Annotated in this window: 25 protein-coding genes; 14 read left to right on the top strand and 11 right to left on the bottom strand. The window is 63.5% G+C overall.

Annotated elements, in window-relative coordinates; all coding sequences use genetic code 11:
- The first annotated feature begins 82 nt into the window (after positions 1-82).
- The 4 genes from C7I56_RS10705 (at position 83) to pdeM (ending at position 2,093) form a co-directional block, all read left to right on the top strand.
- A complete protein-coding gene (locus C7I56_RS10705; protein WP_106640717.1) occupies positions 83-544 on the top strand; it encodes an Hsp20 family protein in 462 nt (153 codons plus the stop codon).
- Positions 545-609: 65 nt separating this feature from the next.
- Positions 610-1,089 carry an MgtC/SapB family protein gene (locus C7I56_RS10700; RefSeq protein WP_106640580.1) on the top strand — a complete coding sequence of 160 codons (480 nt, stop codon included), beginning with the start codon at positions 610-612 and terminating at the stop codon, positions 1,087-1,089.
- A gap of 141 nt (positions 1,090-1,230) precedes the next feature.
- Positions 1,231-1,392, top strand: a complete 162-nt coding sequence (locus C7I56_RS12395) for a hypothetical protein (RefSeq protein WP_158703101.1) — start codon at positions 1,231-1,233, stop codon at positions 1,390-1,392.
- A gap of 38 nt (positions 1,393-1,430) precedes the next feature.
- Complete coding sequence (gene pdeM, locus C7I56_RS10695) at positions 1,431-2,093, top strand: ligase-associated DNA damage response endonuclease PdeM (RefSeq protein ID WP_106640579.1); 663 nt, start codon at positions 1,431-1,433, stop codon at positions 2,091-2,093.
- Positions 2,094-2,189: 96 nt separating this feature from the next.
- Here pdeM and C7I56_RS10690 read toward each other — a convergent pair whose 3' ends face one another.
- Positions 2,190-2,795: an aminotransferase class IV gene (locus C7I56_RS10690; protein WP_106640578.1), complete on the bottom strand. Its 606-nt coding sequence runs from the start codon at positions 2,793-2,795 to the stop codon at positions 2,190-2,192.
- On the bottom strand, positions 2,792-3,937 hold the full coding sequence (gene pabB, locus C7I56_RS10685; RefSeq protein ID WP_106640577.1) for an aminodeoxychorismate synthase component I: 1,146 nt from the start codon (positions 3,935-3,937) through the stop codon (positions 2,792-2,794). Before pabB ends, C7I56_RS10690 begins: the two co-directional genes overlap by 4 nt.
- An 88-nt stretch (positions 3,938-4,025) precedes the next feature.
- On the opposite strand from pabB, the gene C7I56_RS10680 reads away from it, so the two are divergent.
- Positions 4,026-5,405, top strand: a complete 1,380-nt coding sequence (locus tag C7I56_RS10680; RefSeq protein WP_106640576.1) for an L-serine ammonia-lyase — start codon at positions 4,026-4,028, stop codon at positions 5,403-5,405.
- On the opposite strand, the gene C7I56_RS10675 is transcribed toward C7I56_RS10680, so the two are convergent.
- The 3 genes from C7I56_RS10675 to C7I56_RS12800 are packed head-to-tail and all read right to left on the bottom strand — an operon-like array spanning position 5,406 to position 7,521.
- Entirely contained in the window at positions 5,406-6,407 is a 1,002-nt protein-coding gene (locus tag C7I56_RS10675) for an inorganic phosphate transporter (RefSeq protein WP_106640575.1), read from the bottom strand.
- Positions 6,407-7,051: a DUF47 domain-containing protein gene (locus C7I56_RS12805; RefSeq protein ID WP_342587708.1), complete on the bottom strand. Its 645-nt coding sequence runs from the start codon at positions 7,049-7,051 to the stop codon at positions 6,407-6,409. The genes C7I56_RS10675 and C7I56_RS12805 overlap by 1 nt, the downstream gene beginning before the upstream one ends.
- 44 nt (positions 7,052-7,095) lie before the next feature.
- Entirely contained in the window at positions 7,096-7,521 is a 426-nt protein-coding gene (locus tag C7I56_RS12800) for an NUDIX hydrolase (protein WP_342587707.1), read from the bottom strand.
- Positions 7,522-7,595: 74 nt separating this feature from the next.
- On the opposite strand from C7I56_RS12800, the gene C7I56_RS10665 reads away from it, so the two are divergent.
- A complete protein-coding gene (locus C7I56_RS10665) occupies positions 7,596-8,255 on the top strand; it encodes an MBL fold metallo-hydrolase (RefSeq protein ID WP_106640574.1) in 660 nt (219 codons plus the stop codon).
- 80 nt (positions 8,256-8,335) lie between these two features.
- On the opposite strand, the gene C7I56_RS10660 is transcribed toward C7I56_RS10665, so the two are convergent.
- The 4 genes from C7I56_RS10660 to C7I56_RS12820 all read right to left on the bottom strand — a co-directional run bounded on the left by C7I56_RS10660 (position 8,336) and on the right by C7I56_RS12820 (position 12,842).
- The gene (locus tag C7I56_RS10660) at positions 8,336-9,493 is read right to left on the bottom strand and encodes an aminotransferase class V-fold PLP-dependent enzyme (RefSeq protein WP_106640573.1); all 1,158 of its coding nucleotides are present in this window, start codon (positions 9,491-9,493) and stop codon (positions 8,336-8,338) included.
- The gene (locus C7I56_RS10655; RefSeq protein ID WP_245409683.1) at positions 9,490-10,305 is read right to left on the bottom strand and encodes a tryptophan 2,3-dioxygenase; all 816 of its coding nucleotides are present in this window, start codon (positions 10,303-10,305) and stop codon (positions 9,490-9,492) included. Before C7I56_RS10655 ends, C7I56_RS10660 begins: the two co-directional genes overlap by 4 nt.
- Before the next feature lie 103 nt (positions 10,306-10,408).
- Positions 10,409-12,496: a RelA/SpoT family protein gene (locus C7I56_RS10650; RefSeq protein WP_106640571.1), complete on the bottom strand. Its 2,088-nt coding sequence runs from the start codon at positions 12,494-12,496 to the stop codon at positions 10,409-10,411.
- Positions 12,497-12,542: 46 nt separating this feature from the next.
- A complete protein-coding gene (locus tag C7I56_RS12820) occupies positions 12,543-12,842 on the bottom strand; it encodes a CC_3452 family protein (RefSeq protein ID WP_106640570.1) in 300 nt (99 codons plus the stop codon).
- A 113-nt stretch (positions 12,843-12,955) separates the two neighbouring features.
- Between C7I56_RS12820 and C7I56_RS10640 the strand changes: the two genes are divergently transcribed.
- Entirely contained in the window at positions 12,956-13,426 is a 471-nt protein-coding gene (locus C7I56_RS10640) for a winged helix-turn-helix transcriptional regulator (protein ID WP_106640716.1), read from the top strand.
- Positions 13,427-13,518: 92 nt separating this feature from the next.
- On the opposite strand, the gene C7I56_RS10635 is transcribed toward C7I56_RS10640, so the two are convergent.
- Positions 13,519-13,752 (bottom strand): hypothetical protein, encoded by a 234-nt coding sequence (locus C7I56_RS10635; RefSeq protein ID WP_106640569.1) that lies wholly within the window; start codon positions 13,750-13,752, stop codon positions 13,519-13,521.
- 193 nt (positions 13,753-13,945) lie between these two features.
- Between C7I56_RS10635 and C7I56_RS10630 the strand changes: the two genes are divergently transcribed.
- The 5 genes from C7I56_RS10630 (at position 13,946) to C7I56_RS10610 (ending at position 19,764) form a co-directional block, all read left to right on the top strand.
- Positions 13,946-15,304 carry a glycosyl transferase family protein gene (locus C7I56_RS10630; protein ID WP_106640568.1) on the top strand — a complete coding sequence of 453 codons (1,359 nt, stop codon included), beginning with the start codon at positions 13,946-13,948 and terminating at the stop codon, positions 15,302-15,304.
- 509 nt (positions 15,305-15,813) lie between these two features.
- The gene (locus tag C7I56_RS10625) at positions 15,814-16,299 is read left to right on the top strand and encodes a hypothetical protein (protein ID WP_158703099.1); all 486 of its coding nucleotides are present in this window, start codon (positions 15,814-15,816) and stop codon (positions 16,297-16,299) included.
- 47 nt (positions 16,300-16,346) lie between these two features.
- Positions 16,347-17,261, top strand: a complete 915-nt coding sequence (locus C7I56_RS10620; protein ID WP_106640566.1) for a sulfite exporter TauE/SafE family protein — start codon at positions 16,347-16,349, stop codon at positions 17,259-17,261.
- A gap of 29 nt (positions 17,262-17,290) precedes the next feature.
- Positions 17,291-18,019, top strand: a complete 729-nt coding sequence (locus tag C7I56_RS10615; protein WP_245409682.1) for a TIGR02186 family protein — start codon at positions 17,291-17,293, stop codon at positions 18,017-18,019.
- 59 nt (positions 18,020-18,078) lie between these two features.
- The gene (locus tag C7I56_RS10610) at positions 18,079-19,764 is read left to right on the top strand and encodes an ATP-binding protein (RefSeq protein ID WP_425352390.1); all 1,686 of its coding nucleotides are present in this window, start codon (positions 18,079-18,081) and stop codon (positions 19,762-19,764) included.
- Positions 19,765-19,905: 141 nt separating this feature from the next.
- Here the strand turns inward: C7I56_RS10610 and C7I56_RS10605 are convergent, their stop codons facing one another.
- Positions 19,906-21,288, bottom strand: a complete 1,383-nt coding sequence (locus C7I56_RS10605; protein WP_245409681.1) for a M23 family metallopeptidase — start codon at positions 21,286-21,288, stop codon at positions 19,906-19,908.
- A gap of 329 nt (positions 21,289-21,617) precedes the next feature.
- Here C7I56_RS10605 and C7I56_RS10600 point away from each other — a divergent pair, with 329 nt between their 5' ends.
- Positions 21,618-24,119, top strand: a complete 2,502-nt coding sequence (locus C7I56_RS10600; RefSeq protein WP_106640563.1) for a helicase-related protein — start codon at positions 21,618-21,620, stop codon at positions 24,117-24,119.
- Positions 24,112-24,417, top strand: a complete 306-nt coding sequence (locus C7I56_RS10595; RefSeq protein ID WP_245409680.1) for an RNA-binding S4 domain-containing protein — start codon at positions 24,112-24,114, stop codon at positions 24,415-24,417. The genes C7I56_RS10600 and C7I56_RS10595 overlap by 8 nt, the downstream gene beginning before the upstream one ends.
- The last annotated feature ends 7 nt before the right edge of the window (positions 24,418-24,424 follow it).

Below are 24,424 nucleotides of genomic sequence, written 5' to 3'. Positions count from 1 at the left end.
CCGCCGGGCGCGCTTCGGGCGTCCGGAATAGCGGTGTCCGCTCCCGGAACCGCGATCAATGTTGCTCAATGGAGGACATGACATGCGTAACCAATTCGACCTCACCCCCTTCCGCCGCTCGACCGTCGGTTTCGACCGGCTGTTCGACTTCCTCGAAACCGCGGGCCGCGCGGAACAGGTGGACAATTATCCCCCCTTCGACATCGAGAAATTGAGCGACGACAGCTATCGCATCACCCTCGCCGTCGCCGGCTTCAAGGCTGGCGAGATCGACGTCACCGCACGGCAGAACTTGCTGACCGTCACCGGCCGCAAGAGCGAAACCCGCAAGGAAGCCAATTTCCTGCACATGGGCATCGCGACGCGCGCGTTCGAGCGCCGCTTCGAGCTTGCCGATTTCGTCCGCGTTGAGCGTGCCGACCTTGCCGACGGCCTGCTCGTCATCGAACTCGTCCGCGAGATCCCGGAGGCGATGAAGCCGCGCAAGATCGAGATTAAAAGCGGCGAACAGACGCTGATCGAAGCGGATAGCGAAGCCGCCTGACCCCCTCATCTCATGCCCGGCGGGCGGTGCTGGACGCCGCCCGCCGGGCTTTGTAATCTTTGCCGATGCTGTCGGCCGATCCGCTCGATCTATCCTCGCCGCCTGAACTGTTAATGCGGCTTGGCCTTGCGTCCCTGCTCGGCCTGATCCTGGGCATCGACCGCGAAATCCGGGGTCACGAGGCCGGAATCCGCACCCATGCTCTGGTCGCCCTGAGCTCCGCGATGATCATGGTGTCCTCGCTCCTCCTCTATCAGGATTTGCGATCGGCGGAGATCGCGCCCGATCCGCTCCGCTCGATCCAGGGGCTGAGCCAGGCGATCGGCTTCATCGCTGCGGGGATCATTTTCGTGCGGGGCGGCACCGTGCGCAACATGACCACGGCCGCCAATATCTGGATCGCGGCGGCGGTCGGTATCGCCTGCGGTTGCGGCCAATATGGCGTGGTGCTGATCGGCGGCGGGTTTGCCGTCCTGCTCCTCACCGCCATTCAGCTGCTGAAACGCGTCCTGCCCGCGGAAAAAACGGACGACGACAACGCCTGATCGCTCAGTTTCGGTTCAGGTGCGCTTGAATAATTGCCGCAGCGCAACAATTTCAGATGAAATGTGTGTGACAAGGGGTTAGGGGCACCGCCTCAACCTCATTTGAAGAAGGCGCCGCTTTCCCGCGGCGGGGTGATGGTCGTGACGAAGCGTGCGTTGAAGAAAAAGCTCAGCAATCCTTTCGCGCTGATGGCGCAGGGTTTCGCGGTGGGCGCTTTGCTCTTCTGGGTCACGATGCCCGACGACCTTCAAGCACAAGTACCTGTTCCCCTTGCCCAAAGCGCGATCATCCTGCCGCAATGACACTTGCGCCCACGCCGCCGGAGCGGTAGCGGGCCCAAATGGTTCCCTTTTCGTTCGCGGGTCATGAATTGATGGCGTTGCCGCAAGGCGCGCTTTACTGGCCCCACCGGCGCGCACTGCTCGTCGCGGACCTGCATCTTGAAAAAGCGAGCTGGTTCGCCCGGCTGGGCCAGATGCTTCCCCCGTACGATTCAATCGCGACATTGAGCGACCTGACGGTGCTTCAGGAGGCGACCGGCGCGGCGGAAATTTGGTGCCTGGGCGATAGTTTTCACGACAAATTCGGCTGCGACCGGCTTCCCCCCCGCGCGCGGAACATGCTGACGGCGCTGACCGCCAGAACGCGCTGGACGTGGATCACCGGCAATCACGATCCGGGCTTTGCCGATCATTGCGGCGGCACGATCGTCGAGGAAGCGGGGGTCGACGGCCTCCTGCTCCGGCACGAAGCCCAGCCCGGGGAGACCCGGCCGGAACTATCCGGCCACTTCCATCCCAAATTGCGCCTGAATGTGCGCGGACGGAAAGTGTCCCGCCGCTGCTTCATCGCCACGGGCAGCAAGATCATCCTGCCCGCTTTCGGATCGCTCACCGGCGGGCTTGATGTCACCCATCCCGAAATCATTCGGGCGATTGGGGGGCGGGCCGAGGCTTTGGTGCCGGTATCGGACCGGCTGCTGCGCTTTCCGGTCGCGGCCTGACGTCGTCATTGCGAGGAGCGCACGCGACGCGGCAATCCATGCTGGTGGTCAGGTTCGGCGCCGCTGGATTGCTTCGCTTCGCTCGCAATGACGGGATTAAGCCAGTCGCGCAGGAATCAGTCCCCGCAATGCATTGCCGATCAGGAAGCCTGCCTGAAGGTCTTCCACCCGCAGGTCAGCTTCAAAGGCGCGGCCTTCGTCGATCAGCCGCTGGCGCAAAACTCCCGGTAACAGCCCACGCGACAAAGGCGGTGTCAGCAATGTGCCGCCGCGCTCAACGAACAGGGTTGTGAAGCTGCCCTCGGTGAGGAAGCCGTCTGCATCCACGAACAGGATTTCGAACGCCCCGCTTGCCGCCCGGGCATCGTCGTAAAAGGCGCGGTCGCTCGTCTTGTGGCGAAGGCGAATGTCGGCGCTCGCCACCGGCAAGGGTACGATCGCCACATGTGCCTCGGCTGGGCTTTGGGGGCGTGGTCCTCCTTCGATCGCCATGGCGCCGGACCGGCTTAGCATCAGGCGCAGGCGGTGCGGCTGACGCAGGCGAAAGGTCGCGGCCTGAAGCTCGTTGCGGGCGCCATGGCGGTCGAAATTGAAGCCCAGAGCATCGGCGCTCACCTTCATGCGGTTCAAATGCCGTTCGGTATCGACGACGCCTTCTTCCGGATCGAAGAGGATCGTCTCAATGAGATCGAAATCGGTCATATTTGCACGAACCTCCCCTTCGACAGACACTCGCGCCACTCATCATCTGCGCGGCTGTCCGTCACGATCCCCGATCCAAGCCCCAGCGAAGCAATGCCGCTCCCGTCCGCGAGGCTCAAGGTGCGGATCGCGACGTTGAAGGCGGCATCGCCCCCCGGCTCCACCCAGCCGATCGAGCCGGTATAGACTCCGCGCGCGCGCGCCTCGACCTGATCGATAATTTCCATGGCGCGAATTTTCGGTGCGCCGGTGATCGATCCGCAGGGGAAGATCGCTTCGATAATATCGACCGCGCCGATCCCCTCCTCCGCTTCCGCAGTCACCGTCGAGGTCATCTGGTGGACGGTCGGATAGGTTTCGACGGTGAAGAGATGCGGCACCGTGACGCTCCCCGTCCGCGCGATGCGGGAGAGGTCGTTGCGGAGAAGGTCGACGATCATCAGATTTTCGGCCCGCTGCTTTTCGTCGGCAGCAAGCAGCCGGGCGGCTTCAGCATCGGCCGCAGGCTCGGGATGACGGGGCGCCGTGCCTTTCATCGGGCGGGTCGTGATCCGGCCCTTCTCCAGCGTGAAGAAGAGTTCGGGCGAGAAAGAGAGGAGCCAATGGTCCTCCGTCCGCACGATACCGCCATGGCCCGCCTTCGCCCGCTCGCGGATGGCAGCGTAAAGGGCGAGGGGATCGCCGGAGACATCGACTTCAGTCTGGAACGTGAAATTCGCCTGATAGATATTGCCCGCCGCAATGTGCGCCTTCACCTGAGTGATGGCGTCGCAATAAGCATCCTCCTCGATAAGGGGCCGTACCGGTCCGGCGCTTCCTGCGGCTGGCGGCAGAAGGGCTTTAGGGTCTGCGAATTGAACGTCGCGGAACAAGCCGAACCAGAGCAAGGGGGGCTCCCCCTCCCTTGTGCTGCGCGCAACCGGCGCGAGCCTGGGTTCGAGCGCGTGGCCCGCTTCGTAAGCAAGATAGCCCGCGACATGGAAACCGGCCGCGAGCGCCGCGCGCAGCTGGTCAAGCGCAGGGCGAACTTCCCCGGGTTCGTGCGCCGTCACGATCTCCAGCGGGTCCATATACATGCGCGCCGGGCCAGCGCTGAAACGCGCATCGTCGAACAAAAGAAAGGGTGAAGCGGGATCGATCATGCCGCGCCGTCTTGCCAAGCGTTCACGGCAAAGTCATTCCCTTGCGCGATAAGGCGGGGCAATCCGCCATGCATTGAGGAGAGGTCATTTGGTTTCCAGCGTCTTCGATCTGTTCAAGATCGGGGTCGGCCCGTCGAGTTCGCACACGATGGGACCGATGACGGCCGCCGCCCGCTTCGTCGAGGGGCTGGCGGCAAGCGGCGCGCTGGATCGCGTGGGCCGGGCGCAGGCGCGCCTCTACGGGTCGCTGGCGCTGACCGGCAAGGGGCACGCCACCGACCGGGCGGTGATCCTGGGCCTGTCGGGCAAGCACCCCGACAATCTCTGCCCGGATGAAGCCGAGGCGATCATCGCGACCGTGCGGGACGAAGGCGCGATCAGTCTCGCGGGCATCCGGGCCGTGCCATTCGTTGAGGATCGCGACCTGCTGTTCCTGCAACGCGAGCGACTGCCGCATCATTCCAACGGCATGCATTTCGCGGCCTTCGATGCCGATGGCGCGGAGATTGCGGCGGCGACTTATTATTCGGTGGGCGGCGGCGCGATTGTCGACGAAGCCACCATAGCCCGCAACGCGCCGCCCGAAGGCGGCTGGGATCTGCCCTTCGACTATCATTCCGGAGAGGAGTTGCTCGCCATTGCCGACCGCGAGGGGCTCAGTATCGCCGCCATCGCTTATGCCAATGAACGCGCGGCCTTGCCCGAAGCGGAGATCGTCACGCGCCTCGACGCGATTGCGGCGGCCATGTCGGCCTGCATCGATCGCGGCATCCGCGCCGAGGGTATTTTGCCGGGGGGCCTCAAGGTAAAGCGGCGCGCGCCTGCGCTCCACACGCTTCTCACCGAACGGGCGGAGCGGGCTCTGTCCGATCCGCTCACCGTGCTCGACTGGGTCAATCTCTGGGCCTTGGCGGTGAACGAAGAGAATGCGGCTGGCGGCCGGGTCGTCACTGCACCCACCAATGGCGCGGCGGGCATCGTCCCGGCGGTGCTGCGTTACTATCAGCGCTTCACGCCGACCGCGTCGGATGACGGAGTCCGCGCCTTCCTGCTGACCGCTGCGGCGATTGGATCCCTGTTCAAGGAAAATGCCTCCATCTCGGGCGCCGAAGTCGGCTGTCAGGGCGAGGTCGGCGTTGCATGTTCCATGGCGGCGGCGGGGCTAACGGCGGCGCTTGGCGGCACCCCGCAGCAGATCGAAAATGCCGCCGAAATCGGCATGGAGCATAATCTCGGCCTCACCTGCGATCCAGTCGGAGGCCTCGTCCAGGTGCCGTGTATCGAGCGCAATGCGGTAGGCGCGGTGAAAGCGCTCGAAGCCTCCCGCCTTGCCCTGATCGGCGATGGCACGCACCGGGTCAGCCTCGATCAAGTCATTGAGACCATGCGCAAGACCGGGCTCGACATGAACGAGCGCTACAAGGAAACCTCGCTCGGCGGGCTCGCCGTCAACGTGGTTGAATGCTGATCAGAAAGCGAGCGTGAGCCAGTAGAAGGCAGCGCCGATCAGGGCCGCGGCAGGCAGCGTCACGACCCAGGCGATAACGATATTGCCCGCGACGCCCCAGCGCACCGCCGTCGCGCGGCGTGCGGCGCCCACGCCGACAATCGCGCCGGTGATCGTGTGCGTCGTCGACACGGGAATGCCGAGCCATGTTGCCGAAAACAGCATGATCGCGCCGCCGGTTTCCGCACAGAAACCCTGTGCGGGTGTCAGGCGGGTAATCTTCGACCCCATGGTGTGCACGATCCGCCAGCCGCCCATCAAAGTGCCCAGGCCCATCGCGGCCTGACAGGTGATGACGACCCAGAAGGGAACGTAGAAGGTGCCTCCCAGCATCCCTTGGGAGAAGAGCAGGACCGCAATGATGCCCATCGTCTTTTGCGCATCATTGCCGCCATGGCCCAATGAATAGAGCGCGGCCGAGACCATCTGCATCCGCCGGAACCGTCTATCCGCCTCGTTCGCGGGCGTGCGTCGCATGAACCAGGAGGTGATAAGGACGAGCAGCAAAGCGACAAACATGCCGATCGTCGGCGACAGGAAGATGGCGACCGTCGTCTTGGTGACGCCGTTCCACACCACCGCTTCGACACCCGCTTTGGCGATGCCGGCGCCGAGCAGGCCGCCGATCAGGGCGTGGCTCGAAGAGGACGGAATGCCGAGCATCCAGGTGATGACGTTCCACGATATCGCGCCCATCAACGCGCCGAAGATGACGCCGGGATCGATGACGCTCGCGTCCACGATCCCCTTGCCCACCGTCTCGGCGACGTGGAGGCCGAAGAAGAGAAAGGCGATGAAGTTGAAGAACGCCGCCCAGGCGACCGCATATTGCGGCCGCAACACCCGCGTCGACACGATGGTCGCGATCGAATTGGCGGCGTCGTGCAGGCCGTTCAGGAAATCGAACAGCAAGGCAACGCCGATCAGCGCGACCAGCAAGGGGAAGGCGAGCGCCGGATCCATCAGGCGTGATCGATGACGATGCCGTCAATCTCGTTCGCGACATCCTCATAACGATCGAGCACGCGCTCGAGGTGGCTGTAGATTTCGCGGCCGACGATGAAGGCCATGGGGTCGGCCTTACCCTGGCGGAGATAGAGGGTCTTGAGACCGTCTTCGTGAATGTCGTCAGCCTCGCCCTCCAGATGCACGATCTTCTCGGTAATCGTGTGGAGCTGCCCGCCATTCTTGCCGACCTTGCGGAGCAGCGGCACAGCCTCCGCGACAAGCCGGGACGCGGCGGCGGCGAGCTTCGCGATTTCCAGCATCTGCGGCTCGAACGCGGTCACTTCAAAACGGGTGATCGCCTTGGCGGTCTGACGCATTTCATCGATCGCGTCGTCCATGGAGGAGATGAGGCCGGTAATGGCGCTGCGATCGAACGGCGTGATGAAGGTGCGGCGGACAAGGTGCAGCGTCTCGCGCGTGATGTCGTCGGCCTGATGCTCGAACTCGGTGATCTTGCGGCAGCAATCCTCGATGTCCGCGCCGGGCTGGAACAGGGCGACCATGGCGTCGGCACCCTTCACCATCACCTCCGCGTGATTCGCGAACAATCCGAAGAACGCGTCCTCCTTCGGCATCACCGCCTGGAACCACTTCAGCATGTCATTCCCCTTGAATTGCGCGCGCGCCCTTAACAGGCCGACGCCTAGGGAGCCAGCAACAATTGTTTCACTTTTATGACAAGGACGCCGAGGCCCGCTTCGTCCACCGCCGCGGCGGCGTCCCCCGGCGCGAACCAGCGCCGCTCGCGCTCATGCCGTTCGGGCCAGTCGTCCAGCACCGAAGAAACGGCCATCGGATAGACGGTGACCTCAGCCGGGACAATCCCGCTCGCCTTGCGTTTATCATAGGCATAGGTTCCGATCGCGTCAGCCAAAGACCCTTCGACGCCCGCTTCCTCAAAGGCTTCACGCGCGGCGGATTGAGCGCCGGTCAAGCCGGATATCGGATTGCCGCGCGGAATCACCCAGCGCCGCGTCTCACGCGACGTGACAAGCATCACCTCGATCGCGCCGTTCGCGCTTCGCCGGTAGGGAATCACTCCATATTGCCGGATCAACCTTCTCTCCATCTCTGCGCGAACGTCTGCGCGGTACGGCGGTGCCGTCTCTTGCATCTTCGCGCGGCCAAAGCCATGCCCGACTTATGACCGACGCTCCCCTGAAAGCCGCCATCATCCCGGTGACGCCGCTCCAGCAGAATTGCACACTTATCTGGTGCACCAAGACAATGCGCGGGGCCTTCACCGATCCGGGCGGCGACCTCGATCAGCTAAAGGCCGCCGCAGCAAGCCAGGGCGTCACCATCGAGAAATTGCTCATCACTCACGGCCATATCGATCATTGCGGATCGGCAAAGGTGCTGGCGGACGAGCTTAATGTGCCGATCGAGGGGCCGCACAGGGACGATATCTTCTGGATCGACCGGCTGGCCGAAGACGGCGCGCGCTACGGCGTTCCCGGCACCCCCTTCACGCCCGACCGCTGGCTGGATCAGGGCGACAGCGTGAACGTCGGCGAACTGACGCTCGACGTCTATCACTGTCCCGGCCACACGCCGGGCCATGTGATCTTCCACCATGCGCCGTCCAAACTCGCCATTGTCGGCGACGTTTTGTTCAAGGGGTCGATCGGCCGCACCGATTTTCCGCGCGGCAACCATCAGGATCTGCTCGATGCGATCGTGCGCAACCTCTGGCCGCTGGGCGGAGACACCGCCTTCGTTCCCGGCCACGGCCCGATGAGTACCTTCGCCCACGAGCGCCAAAGCAACCCATTCGTCGCGGATCGGGTGCTAGCAGGTTAGAAATGACGTCACCCTGAACTTGTTTCAGGGTCCATTTCGTCACCTGCCGCGCAGTCCCCCGAATGGATGCTGAAACAAGTTCAGCATGACGTGTGGGATAGCGCCGCGATCAAAGCGTCCACGTCGCCCTGATCCTGATAGAGGGCAAAGCCGATCCGCAGCACGTCGCCCCGCACGTCGGTGACAATGTTGCGGGCTTCCAGCGCCGCGCTCAACCGTGCAGCGCCCGGCGTGCGGAAGGCGAGGAAACGGGCATGGGGCCGGTCGTTCAGCGGATTGATGAGCGCCGCCGCCGACAGCTTCGTTCCGGGCAAACCATCAACCAGTCTATGCTGCAGGGCGCGCACATAAGCATTGGCCTTGGCGATCGTAATCCCTTCGTCGCGCAGCATCCGCTGGACCGCATTGACGCGATAAAGAGCGGAAGGATCGAAGGTCGCGCCCATGAAGCGCATCGCGTCCTTGGCATAGCCGATGCCCCCGCCGGGCGCCGCGGCGAGATCAGCAAATTCGGCGTACCAGCCGGTGAGAGGGGGCCGCTCGCCAAAACCCGGCGGGCAATGGAGGAAGGCGCAACCCTCGCCCGCCATCGCATACTTATAGCCGCCCGCGAGGTAGAAGATGCGATCGGCGGCGGGCGCGAGATCGGTCTCGACGGCCATGAAGCCGTGATAGCCGTCCACCACCACCCACGGCCCCTCCGGGCGCGCCAAGGCGGCAAATGGCTCAAGATTGGTCAGCACATGGCCGCTGCCGAAAAACACCTGGCTCAGGAAGATGAGGTCATAGGCGCCCGCCTTCGCCTGTTCGATCATCCGCGCCGGGAAATCCTCGAACGGCTCCACCGCGACGGTGTCGAGCGTAACCGTGCCGTCCTCGATCCAGCGGGCGATCTGGCGCCGGAAGCTGTGAAATTCGCCATCTGTCGCCAGGATACGCACCGGCTTGCGTTCGAGCGCGAGGACAAGGCGAATGATGAAATCATGCGTGTTGCCGGCAAAGACGATGCTTTGCGGATCGGGCAGCCCAAGGGTGCGGGCGACATGACCCTGCGCCTCGGTCCAGACCGAGCCCATCACCTTTCCCCATTTGTGGTCGGCGAGCGCGGCGGCATCCTCCCACGCTTCGACTTGGCCCTGGAAGCTCGCGTCGGGCCACAGGTGATGGCTGTGCGCCGCCATGTGGATGCGACCGGGCGCGGCGTCGAGCGCGCGGCTGAACAGGCGCTTCCAGCTCATAACTTGGTGCGCAAAGTCCAGAGTTCGGGGAAGGCGCGCTTCTCAAGCGTCGACTGGAGATATTTGACGCCCGCCGTGCCGCCCGTGCCGCGCTTGAAGCCGATGATCCGTTCGACGGTAATGACATGCTTGTGGCGCCAGGTGGCCATCGCATCGTCGAGGTCGACCAGCTTTTCGGCGAGCTGGTAAAGCGGCCACCATTTTTTGGGGTCGCGATAGACGGTGAGCCAGGCCTCTTCCACGGCGGCATTGGGTTGGTAACGCTGGGTCCAATCCCGCTCCGTCACCTCGGACGGCAGGCTGAAACCGGCGCGGGCGAGCGCGCAATTGGCCTCATCCCACAGGCTGGCACTTTCGAGCGCGCGGCGCAGCGCGTCATGGCCAGGCGAACCCTCTTCCTGATATTTGAGATGCCCGCCATCCTTCAGGCCCAGCATATATTCGATCTGGCGGAATTGCGCGGATTGGAAGCCGGAACTGGAGCCCAACACGTCGCGGAAGCTTGAATAATCGGCCGGGGTCATCGTCGCCAGCACGTCCCAGCTCAGCGTCATCACCGATTGAATACGGGACACGCGGCTCAGGCTCTTGTGCACCGGGACCAGCGCGTCCTCGCGGATCATGGCGCGGGACAGTTTCAGTTCCGCGATGATCTGCTTCAGCCACAATTCCTTGGTCTGGTGGATAATGACGAACAGCAATTCATCATGATGGTCCGACAGCGGATGCTGCGCGGTAAGAAGTTGATCGAGGCCGAGATATTGGCCGTAGGTCATGTCTTTCGCGTTGGTCATCTCACCCTCAGCCGTCATGCTGAACTCGTTTCAGCATCCATGGTCGACCCTCGCATATGTCATCAGCATGGACCCTGAAACAAGCATGTCCTGAGCGGGTCGAAGGGTTCAGGGTGACGATTTAAAGGCGCTCAGCCGTCGAAACCACATCCGTCGCCCGGAGCGCGGCGAGGATTCGCATCAGATGCTGCACGTCATGCACTTCGATATCGAGCTGGAAGGTGTGGAAGCTGCCGTCGCGGCTCGTCTGCTCCATGCTGACGATATTCGCGCCATGATTGCCGAAGATGGTTGCGATGGCGGCCAATGCGCCCGGCTCGTTCTTGAGAACGACAGACAGACGCGCGGTGCCGCCGTCCGACTCGTCACCCCAGGCAAGGTCCACCCAATCGGCATCGAGGCCGCTCGCCAGATTCTCGCAATCGATGGTATGAACCTCGATCCCGATCCCTTCGCGGCGCAGGCCGACGATGCGGTCGCCCGGCACCGGGTGGCAGCATTCGGCAAGGTCGAAGGCGACGCCGGGCGTCAGGCCCTTGATCGAGATGGCGGAACGCTGCGGCGGGGGCTTCACGCCGTCCTTGCCGGTGGAGCCGGGCATCAGCGCTTCCATGACGGCGGTGTCGCTGATCCGCTTTTGCGCGATCGCTTCCATCAGCGCCTCATCGTCCGGCAGATGCAGGCGCTTCAAGGCTTCCGTCAGGGCCTCCCAGCCCAGCGGCATGGGCAGCCGTTCTACAATCTCGTCGAAAATCTTGCGGCCAAGCGAGATCGTTTCCTCGCGCTCTTTCGACTTTACGAAGCGGCGGACCTTGGCGCGCGCCTTGCCGGTGACGACGAAGGCCAGCCAGGCGGGCTGTGGGTGTTGCGCCTTCGAAACCAGGATTTCGACCTGGTCGCCATTGTCGAGCGGGGTGCGGAGCGGCATCACCCGGCCGTTAATCTTCGCGCCCACCGTCTGGTCGCCAAGGTCGGTGTGGACGGCATAAGCGAAGTCCACGGGCGTCGCGCCCTTGGGCAGCTGGATCAATTCCCCCTTCGGCGTGAAGGCGAAGATGCGATCCTGGTACATCGCCATGCGGGTATGCTCGAGCAGCTCTTCGGCGCTGCCCGCATGTTCCAGGATTTCGATCAGGTCGGTGATCCAGGGATGCTGCGTCGCCGCCGCGGTCTTGCCTTCCTTATAGGCCCAGTGGGCGGCGAGGCCATATTCGGCGCGGGCGTGCATGTCGCGGGTGCGGATCTGGATCTCGATCCGCATATTCTCATCGTGGATGACGGTTGTGTGAAGCGAGCAATAGCCGTTGCGCTTCGGCGTCGAGATATAATCCTTGAACCGCCCCGGCACCATCGGCCAGCGCTGGTGGATAAGGCCCAGGGTGCGGTAGCAATCCTCGACGCTGTCGACGATGCAGCGGAAGGCCATGATGTCCGAAAGCTGTTCGAAGCTGACATGACGCTCGGCCATCTTGCGCCAGATGGAATAGGGATGCTTCTCACGCCCCTGGACATCGGCGTCGACCCCGTTCGCTTCCAGATGCGCCTTCAGGCCGCGCTGGATACGCTGGATAAGGTCGCCATCGCCGGTGTTGAGCTGCTCCAGCCGTCTGCCGATCGATTCATAGGCATCGGGCTCGATTTCGCGAAAGGCGAGCGTCTGCATCTCCTTCATGAACTCGTACATGCCGATCCGCTCGGCAAGGGGCGCATAGATGTCCATTGTCTCCTTAGCGATGCGGCGTCGCTTCTCCTCATTCCCGATGAAGTGTAGGGTACGCATATTGTGCAGCCGGTCGGCGAGCTTCACGAGCAGGACGCGGATGTCGCCCGACATGGCGAGCAGGAACTTGCGGAGGTTTTCCGCCGCCCGCTCGCTCTCGCTCTGCGCTTCGATCTTGGAAAGTTTGGTGACGCCGTCGACGAGCCGCGCGACATTCTTGCCGAACAATTTCTCGATCTCTTCGGGCGTCGCGACGGTGTCTTCGATCGTATCGTGAAGGATCGCGGTGACGATCGTCTCGTCGTCGAGATGGAGGTCGGTGAGGATACCCGCCACCTCGATCGGATGGCTGAAATAGGGGTCGCCGGACGCGCGCTTCTGGCTGCCATGCGCTTTCATCGAGAAAACGTAAGCGCGATTGATCAGCGCCTCATCCGCATCCGGATCGTAGGATTTGACCTTATCGAGCAGTTCATATTGTCGCAGCACCGGGCCAACATGGGGGCTGGCCCGGCCTGCTTGCAATTACAAAATGCTAGTTTTTGGCGCTTTGGTTGCACTTTTCGAGCGCGGTCGGGTCGAGCGGCGCGCCAGCGGCCGTAAAAGAAGAGACGCGGCCCACCTTCCGGACGAACGCCGCGCAGACCGTGTCCGGCCTGCTGGTTGTCCTGTCAGCCGCGCAATTATACTCGCCGCATCTCCACACGACACCCTGAAGCGGAAGCTTTTTGGCAGCGGGCTTAGCAGCCGGAACGGCTACGTATTGGGCGGCGACAGGAGCTGCCACGAACAGCGCAGCAACCGCGGCGGCAATGGGGAAACAAACCTCGCGCATCACGGCAATCCTATATAGTTTCGATATGAAACTGATAAACTGACGCGTTCTATTATGCAATTGGAAATGGCCCGTGCTTCATGCCATTCTTGTCACAAAGAAAAATGGATGGGATGGCCGTGATTGAGCGAGAATATCAAAAGAAGATATTGACCGAGTGCGCCCTTCCCGCAGCGTTGAGCGCTGTTGGCGAGCGGTGGTCGTTCCTGATCCTGCGCGCGGCCTTTAACGGCCTCAGCCATTTCGAAGAGTTCCAAGGGACGCTCGGCATCGCGCGAAATATTCTGTCGAACCGGCTCACCAGGCTGGTCGAAAACGAAATATTACAACGCGAGCCTGATCCAGCGGACCGGCGCAAGGTGACCTATACGCTGACCGATAAGGGGCGTGAGTTACTGCCCGTGCTGATTGCGCTTCGGCAATGGGGCGAGCGCTGGGTTTCCGGCGTGCCGAGCAATCCGGTTCTGGTCGACAGGGACAGCCAGCGGCCGATCGCGCCGATGGCGGTGCGCGCGCAGGATGGGCGCACCTTATCACTCAACGAGTTGATGTGGGTAGATCGCGACCGGTTGCCCATTCGCTGAAACGAAAAACGCCCCCTTCGTCGAAGGAGGCGCTTAAAACGCAGACCGCTGCGATCCCATTCAGGAATCGCGGCGGCGTATAGCGTCAGACCTTAGGCCGAAACGGGCAGGTCTTCGTTGTCGTCATCGTCGGTGACCGCGATAACAACGAGAGCGGCAACGCCGATGCCGACGAGAGCGGCGATCCAGCTACCACCCAGGCCGTTTTCGTCCTGGAGTTCGGCACCCGAGCGAATCGAGAGAGCCGAAGCCGGATTGGCAGCAGCCATCACGGGCGTCGCGGAAAGGGCGAGGGCGGAAGCCGCCGCGAGCACTTGCTTCAACATTTAAATTCCTCCTTGCGTTCTCCAGCGTCAATGCGCGGGAGAGGGAACGCCATATAAGCCTTTTTGTGCCCGCGCAACTAACGGATCATTACGGCTTCAATATCGAGGCCATTTCGTCCATGCCGACACGGGCCCATTAATAACCGAAGATCGTAAAAGATCCCTAACGGCCGAATCGAAGAGGGGGGGCGGCATGGATTATTGGGACTTGGTGCCGTTTATAGTTATTCGTGAAGCGGCAATGTTTGCCGCTGCCGGCTATTTGGTACTGGGCGTCAATGAACTTGCCATTGATGTTATCTGGATCAAAGTCAAAGTCAGTGCGTGGCGCCAGCCCGCAACGACGACGGATGCCGAAACACCCGATCACTCCGCCGCATCTTCGCCCCCTCTCGCCGTTTTCATACCGGCGTGGCAGGAAGGCAACATCATCCGCGACATGCTGCGGGCGACGTTGAAGGCGGCCGATTATCCGAATTTCCGTCTCTATGTGGGCTGTTACCCCAATGATCCGGGCACCATTGAGGCGGTAAAATCCGTTCCCGATCCGCGCATCAGACTGGTGATCGGGCCGCGGCCGGGCGGAACGACGAAGGCCGACTGTCTCAATACGATCTGGCGCGCGATGGTGGAGGATGAAAGGCAGGAGGGGCGCTCTTTCGACGCCGTGATCTTGCAGGATGCCGAAGACGTCATTCATCCCCAGGCTTTTCGTCAGTTCGGGCGGTTCATCGGCGATTACGACATGGTCCAGCTCCCGGTCGTTCCGATCCTGTCCGGCAGTCTCTGGGTCGCCGCCCATTATGGCGACGAATTCGCCGAAGCCCATGCCAAGGACATGATCGTGCGCCAGCATATCGGCGCAGCGCTTCCATCCGCCGGTGTCGGATGCGCCTTTGCAAGGAAACCGCTCGAAGAATTGGCGGCAAGGCGCGGCGACGGCCCCTTCAATCCCGATAGTCTCACTGAAGATTATGAGCTCGGCCTCACCATCGGACGGAAAGGCCGCGCATTGTTCCTTCGCGCCCGTGACGAACACGGCCGGTTGATCGCAACCGGCGAGTATTTCCCGTCCGATTTCCGCGCCGCCGTCCGGCAGAAGGCGCGATGGATCGCGGGAATCGCGCTGGCCGGATGGGATCGGCTTGGGTGGCGCGACGGTCTTGCCGAACATTGGATGCGCCTGCGCGACCGCCAGCCGCTATTCGTCGCGCTGGTCACAATGATCGGCTATGGCGCGATAGCAGCTTGGCCGCTGCTCGGCTTGGGCGCAGAAGATGCGACACGTCTTTTCAGCTCTTCGGCCTTCTCGTTCATGGCCGCCGCGAATATTACGTTATTCGGTTGGCGGCTGCTCGTGCGCTTCGCGTTCACGACTTTGCTCTATGGCTGGCGGCAGGGCTTGCTGTCCGTGCCTCGCCTGATCGTCAGCACGCTCATTCTGGTTGCCGCGGCCGCGCAGGCCGCACGGCTTTACGCAAGCATGCGGCGAACTGGCGTCACGCGCTGGGACAAGACGGTGCACCGGTTCCCCGCCCATCTGGCCGACTGATGCGCGCACCGGCCCAATATAGATTTCTGATGCTTCTGGCGGGCGGCTGGACGTTCGCGCGCGGCACGGCCCTGATGCTTACCAAAGGCGAGCCCGTGGCAGCAGGAACCGCGCAAACGGCAGCTGTATCTCCAAATTTTGAATATGCGGGAACTGATCGCATCGGTCCGGCTACCCCCGCGCCCATCCGGGGAACATTTCGCCCCACCTCTGTTACACCTATCCCGATAAGCAAACCGCGGACGACGAACGCACCGGCCATATTGCGGCCGCCGCCGATAGAGGCGTGGGCAGCCTCCTTGCTTCCCGCAACGCCGGAAGAAAAAGCAGAGCCTCACCGCCCTCGCCAAATCCTTGCATCAGCTCCGAATAGCCCGTCCCCCTGGTCAGGAGAGTTCTGGATACTGCTGCGGCAGGGAGAGAGCGGCTCGTTTTCAGTGCCGAGCCTTGGCGGTCGTCAAATCGGCGGCAGGATACGCTACCGACTTCGTGACGGTCTCCATGCGAGCTTGCGTGCCTACGCCCCCCTGTCGGACGTAGAGGCCGGGGATGCCGGAATTGGCCTCGATTGGCGCCCCCGCCGCGATATGCCGATCCATTTCGTCGTCGAGCGGCGCGAGGCGTTCGGAGCTGGGGGCCGCTCGGCATTCTCAGCCTTTGCCTATGCCGGTGCCAGCTATCCGGCACCCCAAGGTGGCCGCATCGACCTTTACGGCCAGACCGGCATCGTCGGCGCCCGGTCCCGTGACGCCTTTGCGGACGGCGTCGCCATTGCCAGCTGGTCCCTCGGCGGACGTGGCGACACATTCCGGCTTGGCGCCGGGATCTGGGCCGCCGCGCAGCCGGGCGTGTCGCGAGTGGATATCGGCCCGCACATTTCGGTCCGTCCGCGGGCGGACACGCCGCTCGCCGTCTCGCTGGATTGGCGGCAGCGCGTTGCGGGCAATGCCGCTCCAGCCTCAGGGCCCGCCCTCACCCTTTCAGCAGGATTTTAGCGCGGGGCTTTTTCGCGCCACGTTTCGCGTCTAGCGTCAAGCGCGATATGGACATCTACCTGCCCATTGCCGGCCTTTCCGTAAATGCGCTGATGATCATCGGCCTTGGCGGCGCCGTCGGCTTCCTCACCGGCCTGATCGGCGTGGGCGGAGGATTCCTGACCACGCCGATCCTCATCTTCTACGGCATCCCGCCTGCGGTGGCCGTCGCTTCTTCGACGACGCAGATCACCGGCACCAGCGTGTCGGGGGTTCTCGCGCACCGGCGGCGCAAGGGCGTCGATTACCGGATGGGCGCCGTGATTATCGCGGGCGGCGTGCTCGGCGCGACATTGGGCGGCTTCCTGTTCCGCTTTCTTCAGGGCAGTGGCCAGATCGATACCGCCATTGCTATCCTCTATGTTCTCCTTCTGGGCAGCATCGGTTTCCTGATGGCGCGGGAGGCGAGCACGGCGCTTGGCTTCATCAAGCGCAAGGATGCTCAATCAAAAAAGAAGCCGCGCCATAATCCGCTGATCGCGAGCTTACCCATGCGGTGGCGTTTCTATCGCTCCGGCCTCTATATTTCGCCGCTCGCCCCGCTGGCCCTTGGTTTCGTATCGGGGATATTGACCGTCCTTCTGGGCGTCGGCGGCGGTTTCATCGTCGTGCCCGCGATGATCTATTTGCTCGGCATGTCGGCCAATGTCGTGGTCGGCACATCGCTCCTTCAAATTCTGTTCGTGACCGGCGCGACGACGCTCATCCACGCCACGACGACCAAGTCGGTGGATATCGTCCTTGCCACCCTGCTCCTGATCGGCAGCGTCGTTGGCGCCCAATTCGGTGTACGCCTGGCGCAAAAGGCGAAGCCCGAACTTCTTCGTCTCTTCCTGGCGATCATCTGCCTTGGGGTTGCTCTCCGCATGGCGCTAGGCCTTGGATGGCGGCCGTCGGAAATCTACACGGTGCAATTGCTGTGAGGCGGATCGGCGCCCTTTTGATCCTTGCCATGGCGCCCCTACTCATGGGCCAGGCCAAGCCCAAGCTGGTGCCGGACGTGTCGCAGCGGCAGGTGGAGATCCGCTATTCCTTCACCGGCGCCGAACTCCTTCTCTTCGGCGCCATCGTCTATCCGGATGGACGCGTGCCCGAAGGGGCAACGGATATTGCAGTGGTGGTGCGCGGCCCGGCGCAGCGCATCGTTGTGCGTGAAAAGCAGAAGGTTGCGGGCATCTGGATGAATGTGGAGAGTGAGCGTTTCCGTTCCGCTCCGGCTTTTTATGCCGTGTCCTCGTCCCGTCCGCTTGCCAATCTGGTCGATGAGCGAACCTCCGCCATTTATGAGCTTGGCCTTCAGAATCTCCAATTGTCCCCGGCGTCCGGAGCGACGTCGGAACAGCGCCGCCGGTTTGAGGAAGGACTGGTCGATCTGCGCCAGCGCGGCCAGCTTTTCTATGAGAATCCGCGTGGCGTGGAGATTAGCGAAAATGTCCTCTACCGGGCCCGCATTTCGATCCCGGCGCGCGTGCCGGTCGGCACCTACACCGCCGAAACCTTTCTGATCCGCGAGGGCCGCGTTATTGCGGGCGCGGCGCGCGAAATCAGGATTGAGAAACTGGGTTTCGAAAAGGCCGTGGCCGATTTTGCCGATGATTGGTCCTTCGCCTACGGCATCCTGTCCGTGCTCCTGTCGCTTGGCCTGGGCTGGGCTGGAAGCGCGGCTTTCCGCAGAAGCTAGCAACCGCTTATTTACGCTTGGCCATTAACCATGGCCGCAACATCGTCCCGGGGGAATGAATGAACGATCTGTCCAGCACGCCGCTTCAGCCGCAGGAAAGCGGCCTTGGCCCAGTTATGAGCCCGATCCGCAGCGCGGCTCCGGCGGTGCAGCGCCATCCGGCCATAGGCGAGATCGTCGAAATCAGCGGCGGCGGCGCGCGCATTCGTATGGGCGCGGCGGGCCTCAAGGACTTGCAAAAAGATAGCGACCCGAGCGTCGCGCTTTCGGGCCAGGTCGGGAGTCAAATCAAGTTGCAGTCGGGCGGCAAATGGCTGCTCGCCAACGTTCGCGATCTGCGCATGGAAGATGGCGGCTTCATCACGGCGGGCATCGACTTTCTTGGCGAGGGCGACGAGGACGAGCAGACCGGCCGCCTCGTCAATTTTCGCCGTGGCATCACCTCATACCCCATCCCGGGCGACAAATTATATCCGGTCACCGGATCGGACCTTAAGCAGATGTTCGCGGCCGATGATCGCGCCCATATCGAGATCGGCACGGTCTATCCGACCAGGGACGTGCGCGGCGCGCTCTATATCGATGCCCTGCTCGGCAAGCATTTCGCGCTGTTGGGATCGACGGGTACCGGCAAGTCGACCTCGGCCTCGCTCATCCTGCACCGCATTTGCGACGAGGCGCCGGACGGCCATGTTGTGATGATCGATCCGCACGGCGAATATTCCGCTGCGTTCAAGTCGAACGGCGAAATCTTCAACGTCGACAATCTCGCCATGCCTTATTGGCTGATGAACTTCGAAGAGCATTGCGAGGTGTTCATCACCTCGTCCGGCGCCGACTTGCAGCAGGATCGCGATATCCTCGCCAAATGTCTGCTCGCCGCCCGCTCGAAGAATCGCGCCGCTGAGGGGATTGCCAAGCTCACCGTCGATTCGCCGGTTCCCTATTTGCTGTCGGATCTGACGACCGCGATCAGTAATGAAATGGGCCTTTTGAACAAGGCGACGGACACCGCTCCGTTCATGCGGCTCAAGACAAAGATCGATGAACTGAAGCAGGATCCGCGCTATAGTTTCATGTTCTCCGGCATGCTGGTCGCGGACAGTATGGCGAATTTCATCGGCAAGATTTTCCGCCTGCCGTCAAACGGCAAGCCGATCTCGATCGTCGACGTGTCCGGCGTGCCGTCCGACATCACCTCCGTGGTGGTCGCGGTACTCGCGCGCCTCGTCTTCGATTACGCCATCTGGTCGCGCAACGAGCCGCAGCGCCCCGTCCTCCTCGTTTGCGAAGAAGCGCACCGTTACATTCCGGCCGACAAGACTTCGGGTGGACAGGCCGTCCGCAAGATTCTGGAACGGATCGCAAAGGAAGGCCGTAAATATGGCGTCTCGCTGGGCCTAATCACCCAGCGCCCTTCGGACCTTGCCGAAGGCGTACTCTCGCAATGCGGCACGATCATCTCGATGCGCCTCAACAACGACCGCGACCAAGCTTATGTGAAGTCCGCCATGCCGGAAGGCGCGCGCGGCTTCCTCGACGCCATACCGGCGCTCCGCAACCGGGAATGCATCGTCTGCGGAGAAGGCGTGGCGATCCCGATCCGCGTCGCGTTCGACGACCTTGAACCCTATCGCCGCCCGGCATCGGCCGATCCGCTCTTCTCCGAATTGTGGCGGCAGACCGGGGACGAAGACGCGATCGTCGGCCGCGTGGTCAAGCGCTGGCGCAATCAGGGGCGCTGATTTTCGTAAAGAACAGCCGCTAGCCCTGAGCCTGTCGAAGGGCGTGGGCAGAGCACGATTCACACGGGCTTCGACAGTGATGGAACGCCAGAGCGCTGTCCGGGGGACAGCGCGTTTCCATCACCAGCCCTAGCGGTGTTGTTAGGGCGTTTTCTGTGCGATCTGAGCCCCACCGACCGGCGTGGCCAGCAGGCTCCGCAGCCTCGCGCGGAAATTGGCAAGCTCGCCCCCCCTCAATTGCGCCCGCGTGGTGAACTTGACCGACGCCGGGTTCACCGCAACGCCGCCCCGGTACATTTCATAATGAAGATGCGGGCCAGTCGAGAGGCCGGTCGAGCCGACATAGCCGATCACCTGGCCGCGGCGCACGCTCTGACCCGGCTTCACCGAAATCCGGCTCATATGCGAATAGGATGTGCCAAGGCCGCCATCATGATTGAGGCGCACCTGACGGCCATAGCCGCCCGCCCATCCGGCGCGGGTGACGCGGCCGTCAGCGGCGGCGAGGATCGGCGTGCCATGCCCTGCGCGGAAATCGAGGCCCTTGTGCATCCGGGTATAGCCAAGGATCGGGTGACGCCGCGCGCCGAAATTGGAGGATACGGCACCCGGCACCGGTCGCTGGAGAAGCCCGCTCGTCTGGCCGACGCCCGACGCTTCGAACCATTGCGCCTTGCCGCCCTGCGTCCATTGCAGGAGCTGGAGATCCTTGCCCTTGGCCCTATCGAGACCTGCATAGAGAAGCTGGCCGGTTTCGGTTTCGCCGGTTTCGGCGCGACGATGTTCGATCACCATGTCGAACCGGTCGTTGGCGCCGAGCGAGCCGACGCTCACATGCGCATCAACGGCGCGAAGGAAGGACTGGATCGCGCTTCCCGGTACGCCTGCGGCGCGTGCGGACTTGTAGAGACTGGAGCCGACCACGCCCTGAACGCGAAGCGGCGTGTTATCGACCGCAATCACGGTGCGCTCGAGCGTCAGCGCCCCGTTCTGCCGCGCAACGGCGAGCTTCAGGTCGAAACGCGCGCGGAAGGCGAGGGATTCGAGCGGGCGCGGCATGTTGCGCGCCTCGCGGCGGCCGAGCGTGACGTTAAGGCCAATCCCCGCCTTGATATCCGACAGGTCGATAGCGCCGCCGATCAGGCTGGCGACCTGATCGGCCTCGGCACGGGAAACCCCCGAACGGCGCAGGACGTCGGCCAGCGTGTCGCCCCGGCCCAGCGTCGCGTTAAGGTCGATCCGCGGACGCTCGGGCGTTTCGGTGAGGGCTTCGACCGCTTTGGTCGCGGCCATGCGGCGGCCGGTGTCGCCGCCAAAGGCAAGCGGCGCATAGGACAAGGCGCGCGCCTCTTCCCATTGCGCGTCGCTGAGCGGCGCGGGCACAGGAGCTTCGGTTTCACCTCCCGGTGAGAGGGCCAGCGCGGAGAGGCACAGGGCAAGGCAGGTAGCCGCGCCGCGCAGCCAGTCGCGCGATCCGATATCGCTGCCCAGATCAACGATGAGGCTTGCACGCCCGCTCCGCAAATCCCGGAGCCTTGCCGCAAAGCCCGGACGCATTGGCGGGGGGGCAAGAGCGGGGCTGCGCAAGGATATCGCGCCACCGCCTGAAATCTGGCCGAAGTCAGTGAACTGATACAAAAGGTTATGCCCCTGCGGACGTTGCTTTCACCCCCGGCCCGCTCTCGCTGCCAGGTGGCGAGGACTGTGGAGAAACAGGGTTAAAGTCAAATTAAAGCCCAGCCGGGCTGCCCGTCGATGCGGCGGGCCGGGGCGGCAGGCCGACGAAGCGTTCGAGTTATGCGGAACCGGCGAAGATCATTGCCTTTCTTCCCTCAAGTGCCGATCTATCGCTCATGACCCATCCCGTCGCCGTCCTCGGGCCCACCAATACCGGCAAGACCTATCTGGCGATCGAGCGGATGTGCGCCCATTCCAGCGGCATGATCGGCTTCCCGCTCCGCCTGCTGGCGCGCGAGGTCTATGATCGCGTGGTGAAATTGAAGGGCGAGAATCAGGTCGCCCTCATCACCGGCGAAGAAAAGATCCTGCCCAAGGACGCACGCTGGTTCCTCTGCACCGCCGAATCGATGCCGATGGAGCGGGATTTCGCCTTCGTTGCACTCGATGAAGCGCAGCTCGGCAGCGATCCCGAGCGTGGGCACGTCTTTACTGATCGCCTGCTCCACGCGCGTGGGCGGGAAGAGACGATGATCCTGGGCTCCGAAAGCCTGAAGCCGATGGTGAAATCGCTCATCCCGAAGGCCGAGATCATCAGCCGCCCGCGCTTTTCCACGTTGAGCTTCGCAGGTCCGTGCAAGCTTTCCCGCCTGCCGCCGCGGTCCGCCATCGTCGCCTTTTCGGGCGAGCAGGTTTACGCGGTCGCCGAAATGCTGCGCCGGATGCGCGGCGGCGCGGCGGTCGTCATGGGTGCGCTCAGCCCCCGTACGCGCAACGCCCAGGTCGCCATGTATCAGGCGGGCGAGGTCGATTATCTCGTCGCAACCGACGCGATCGGCATGGGCCTCAATATGGACGTGGCCCATGTCGCCTTTGCAGGCCTCTCCAAATATGACGGCAAGCGGCGGCGGCGCCTGACGGTGGCGGAGATGGCACAGATTGCCGGCCGGGCCGGGCGCCACCAGCGCGACGGCACGTTCGGCACCTTGACCTTCGAAGGCGAGGCGAGCCCCGAATTCACGGCCGAAGAGATTGCGGCGATCGAGGAGCATCGCTTTCCGCCGCTCGACTTCCTGTTCTGGCGCGACGGCGACCCGTCCATGCGCAGTATCGACGCCTTGATCCGCGACCTGGAACGCCGTCCGTCCGAGCCGGGCCTTCGCCCCGCGCCCGAAGCCGTCGATCTTGCCGTGCTGAAGCGCCTTGCCGAAGATGCGGACGTTCGCGCCCGTGCCAATTCGCCCGAACGGGTGCGGCGGCTATGGGCAGCCTGCGGCCTTCCCGATTTCAGGAAGACCGGCGCGGATCATCACGCCCGCCTCGTCCAGCGCCTCTACCTTCATTTGACCGAAGGCAATGGCCGCATTCCACAGCCCTTTTACGCCGCGCAGATCGCCGCGCTCGACAATGTCCAGGGCGATATCGACACGCTGGCCGATCGGATCGCGGGTATCCGAACCTGGGCCTATATCGCGCATCGCGCCGATTGGCTGCTCAACCCGGAGGAAATGGCCGCGCGCGCGCGCGATTTGGAAGAGCGGCTGTCCGACGCGCTCCACGAACGGCTGACCCAGCGCTTCGTCGATCGCCGCACCGCCGTCTTGATGCGCGACCTCGGCGCCAAGGGCGTGGGCGAATTTCCGGTGGTCGTCGACGCGGAGGGCGAGGTGAGCGTCGGCAGCCACCCGATCGGGCGGATGACCGGATTCAATTTCGAGGTCGATCCCGCCGCCCGCGCGGGCGATCGCAAGATGCTGCTCGCCACGGCCGAGCGTCGGCTGGGCGGTGAATATGAAAAGCGTGCCGCCGCGCTCGCGGCCGACAGCGACCAGCATTTCACGCTTCATACCGCGCCCGGCGATCCGGTTGCGATCCTCTGGCGCGGTCACGATGTCGCGCGGCTTATGCCGGGCAAGAACCTCCTGTCGCCCAACATCCTGCTCGACCGCCGGCTGGAGCGCCTGTCCCCGGGCGGCAAGGATGCCGTGGCGCAGCGGCTGAAGGCGTGGGTGGCGGCGGGGGTCGAGCGGCATCTGGCGCCGCTTCGCCGGGCCGGACTTGCCGCGCGGGAAGCGACCGCGTCACCCGCCCTTCGCGCCGTGCTTGCCCTGCTGGTTGACGAAGGCGGGATTATCGCGCGCGACGCGGTTGCGGGGCCGCTCGCCCGGCTCGACAAGGCCGAGCGTCATACCCTCTACCGCCTTCGCATCCGGATCGGCGCGCTCGACCTCTTCATGCCCGACATGTTGAAGCCGGAAGCCAAGCGTTGGCGCACCGCTTTGCGCATCGCCGCGACCGCGCAGCTCATGCCTGCCTTGCCGCCCGAGGCAGCCGCGGTCATCTCCGCGCCCAAGGATAAGGACCGCCAGCTTTTGAGCCGTCTCGGCTTCCGCGTGCTCGGGCCCCAAATGGTGCGCATCGATATGGTCGAACGGCTCGCCACTCACGCTCATGAAGCGCGGAGCGGCAAGCAGGAGATGGTGGTGAACGAAAGCCTCGCCACCTCGCTCGGCCTCCAGCCGCAGACCATCGCCCGGTTGATGCGCGACCTCGGTTTCCGCCCGGCGGCGAGCGAGGCCGGCTGGATCTGGCGCGGACGTGTGCGGGAGCGGGAAGAAAAGCGCGCCGTCGATCCGTCCAATCCCTTTGCGGCGCTCGCCGGCTTGCGCCGTGGCTGAAACCCTGCGGATCGATAAATTCCTATGGTTTGCGCGCATCGCCAAGACGCGCAGCCTTGCCCAGACGATGGCGGAGGACGGGCGGCTGCGCCTTGACGGCCGCGTCGTCGACCGCGCCCACGCCCCTGTTCGTGTGGGCGATGTGCTCGCCTTTGCGCAGCGGGGCACGGTGCGAGTGATCCGCATCGAAGTCCTCCCCGTCCGGCGCGGGCCGCCCGCCGAGGCCCGGTCTCTCTATACGGAAATCGGAGAAAAGACCGGAACAGGGGCGTTGACTGGGGGACTCAGGCCCGATTAGAGCAGGG

This window comes from Allosphingosinicella vermicomposti (assembly GCF_003012815.1).
In the GTDB taxonomy this organism is placed as follows: domain Bacteria; phylum Pseudomonadota; class Alphaproteobacteria; order Sphingomonadales; family Sphingomonadaceae; genus Allosphingosinicella; species Allosphingosinicella vermicomposti.
Note: the sequence above shows the minus strand (reverse complement) of the source record. Positions and strands in the feature narration are given on the sequence as shown.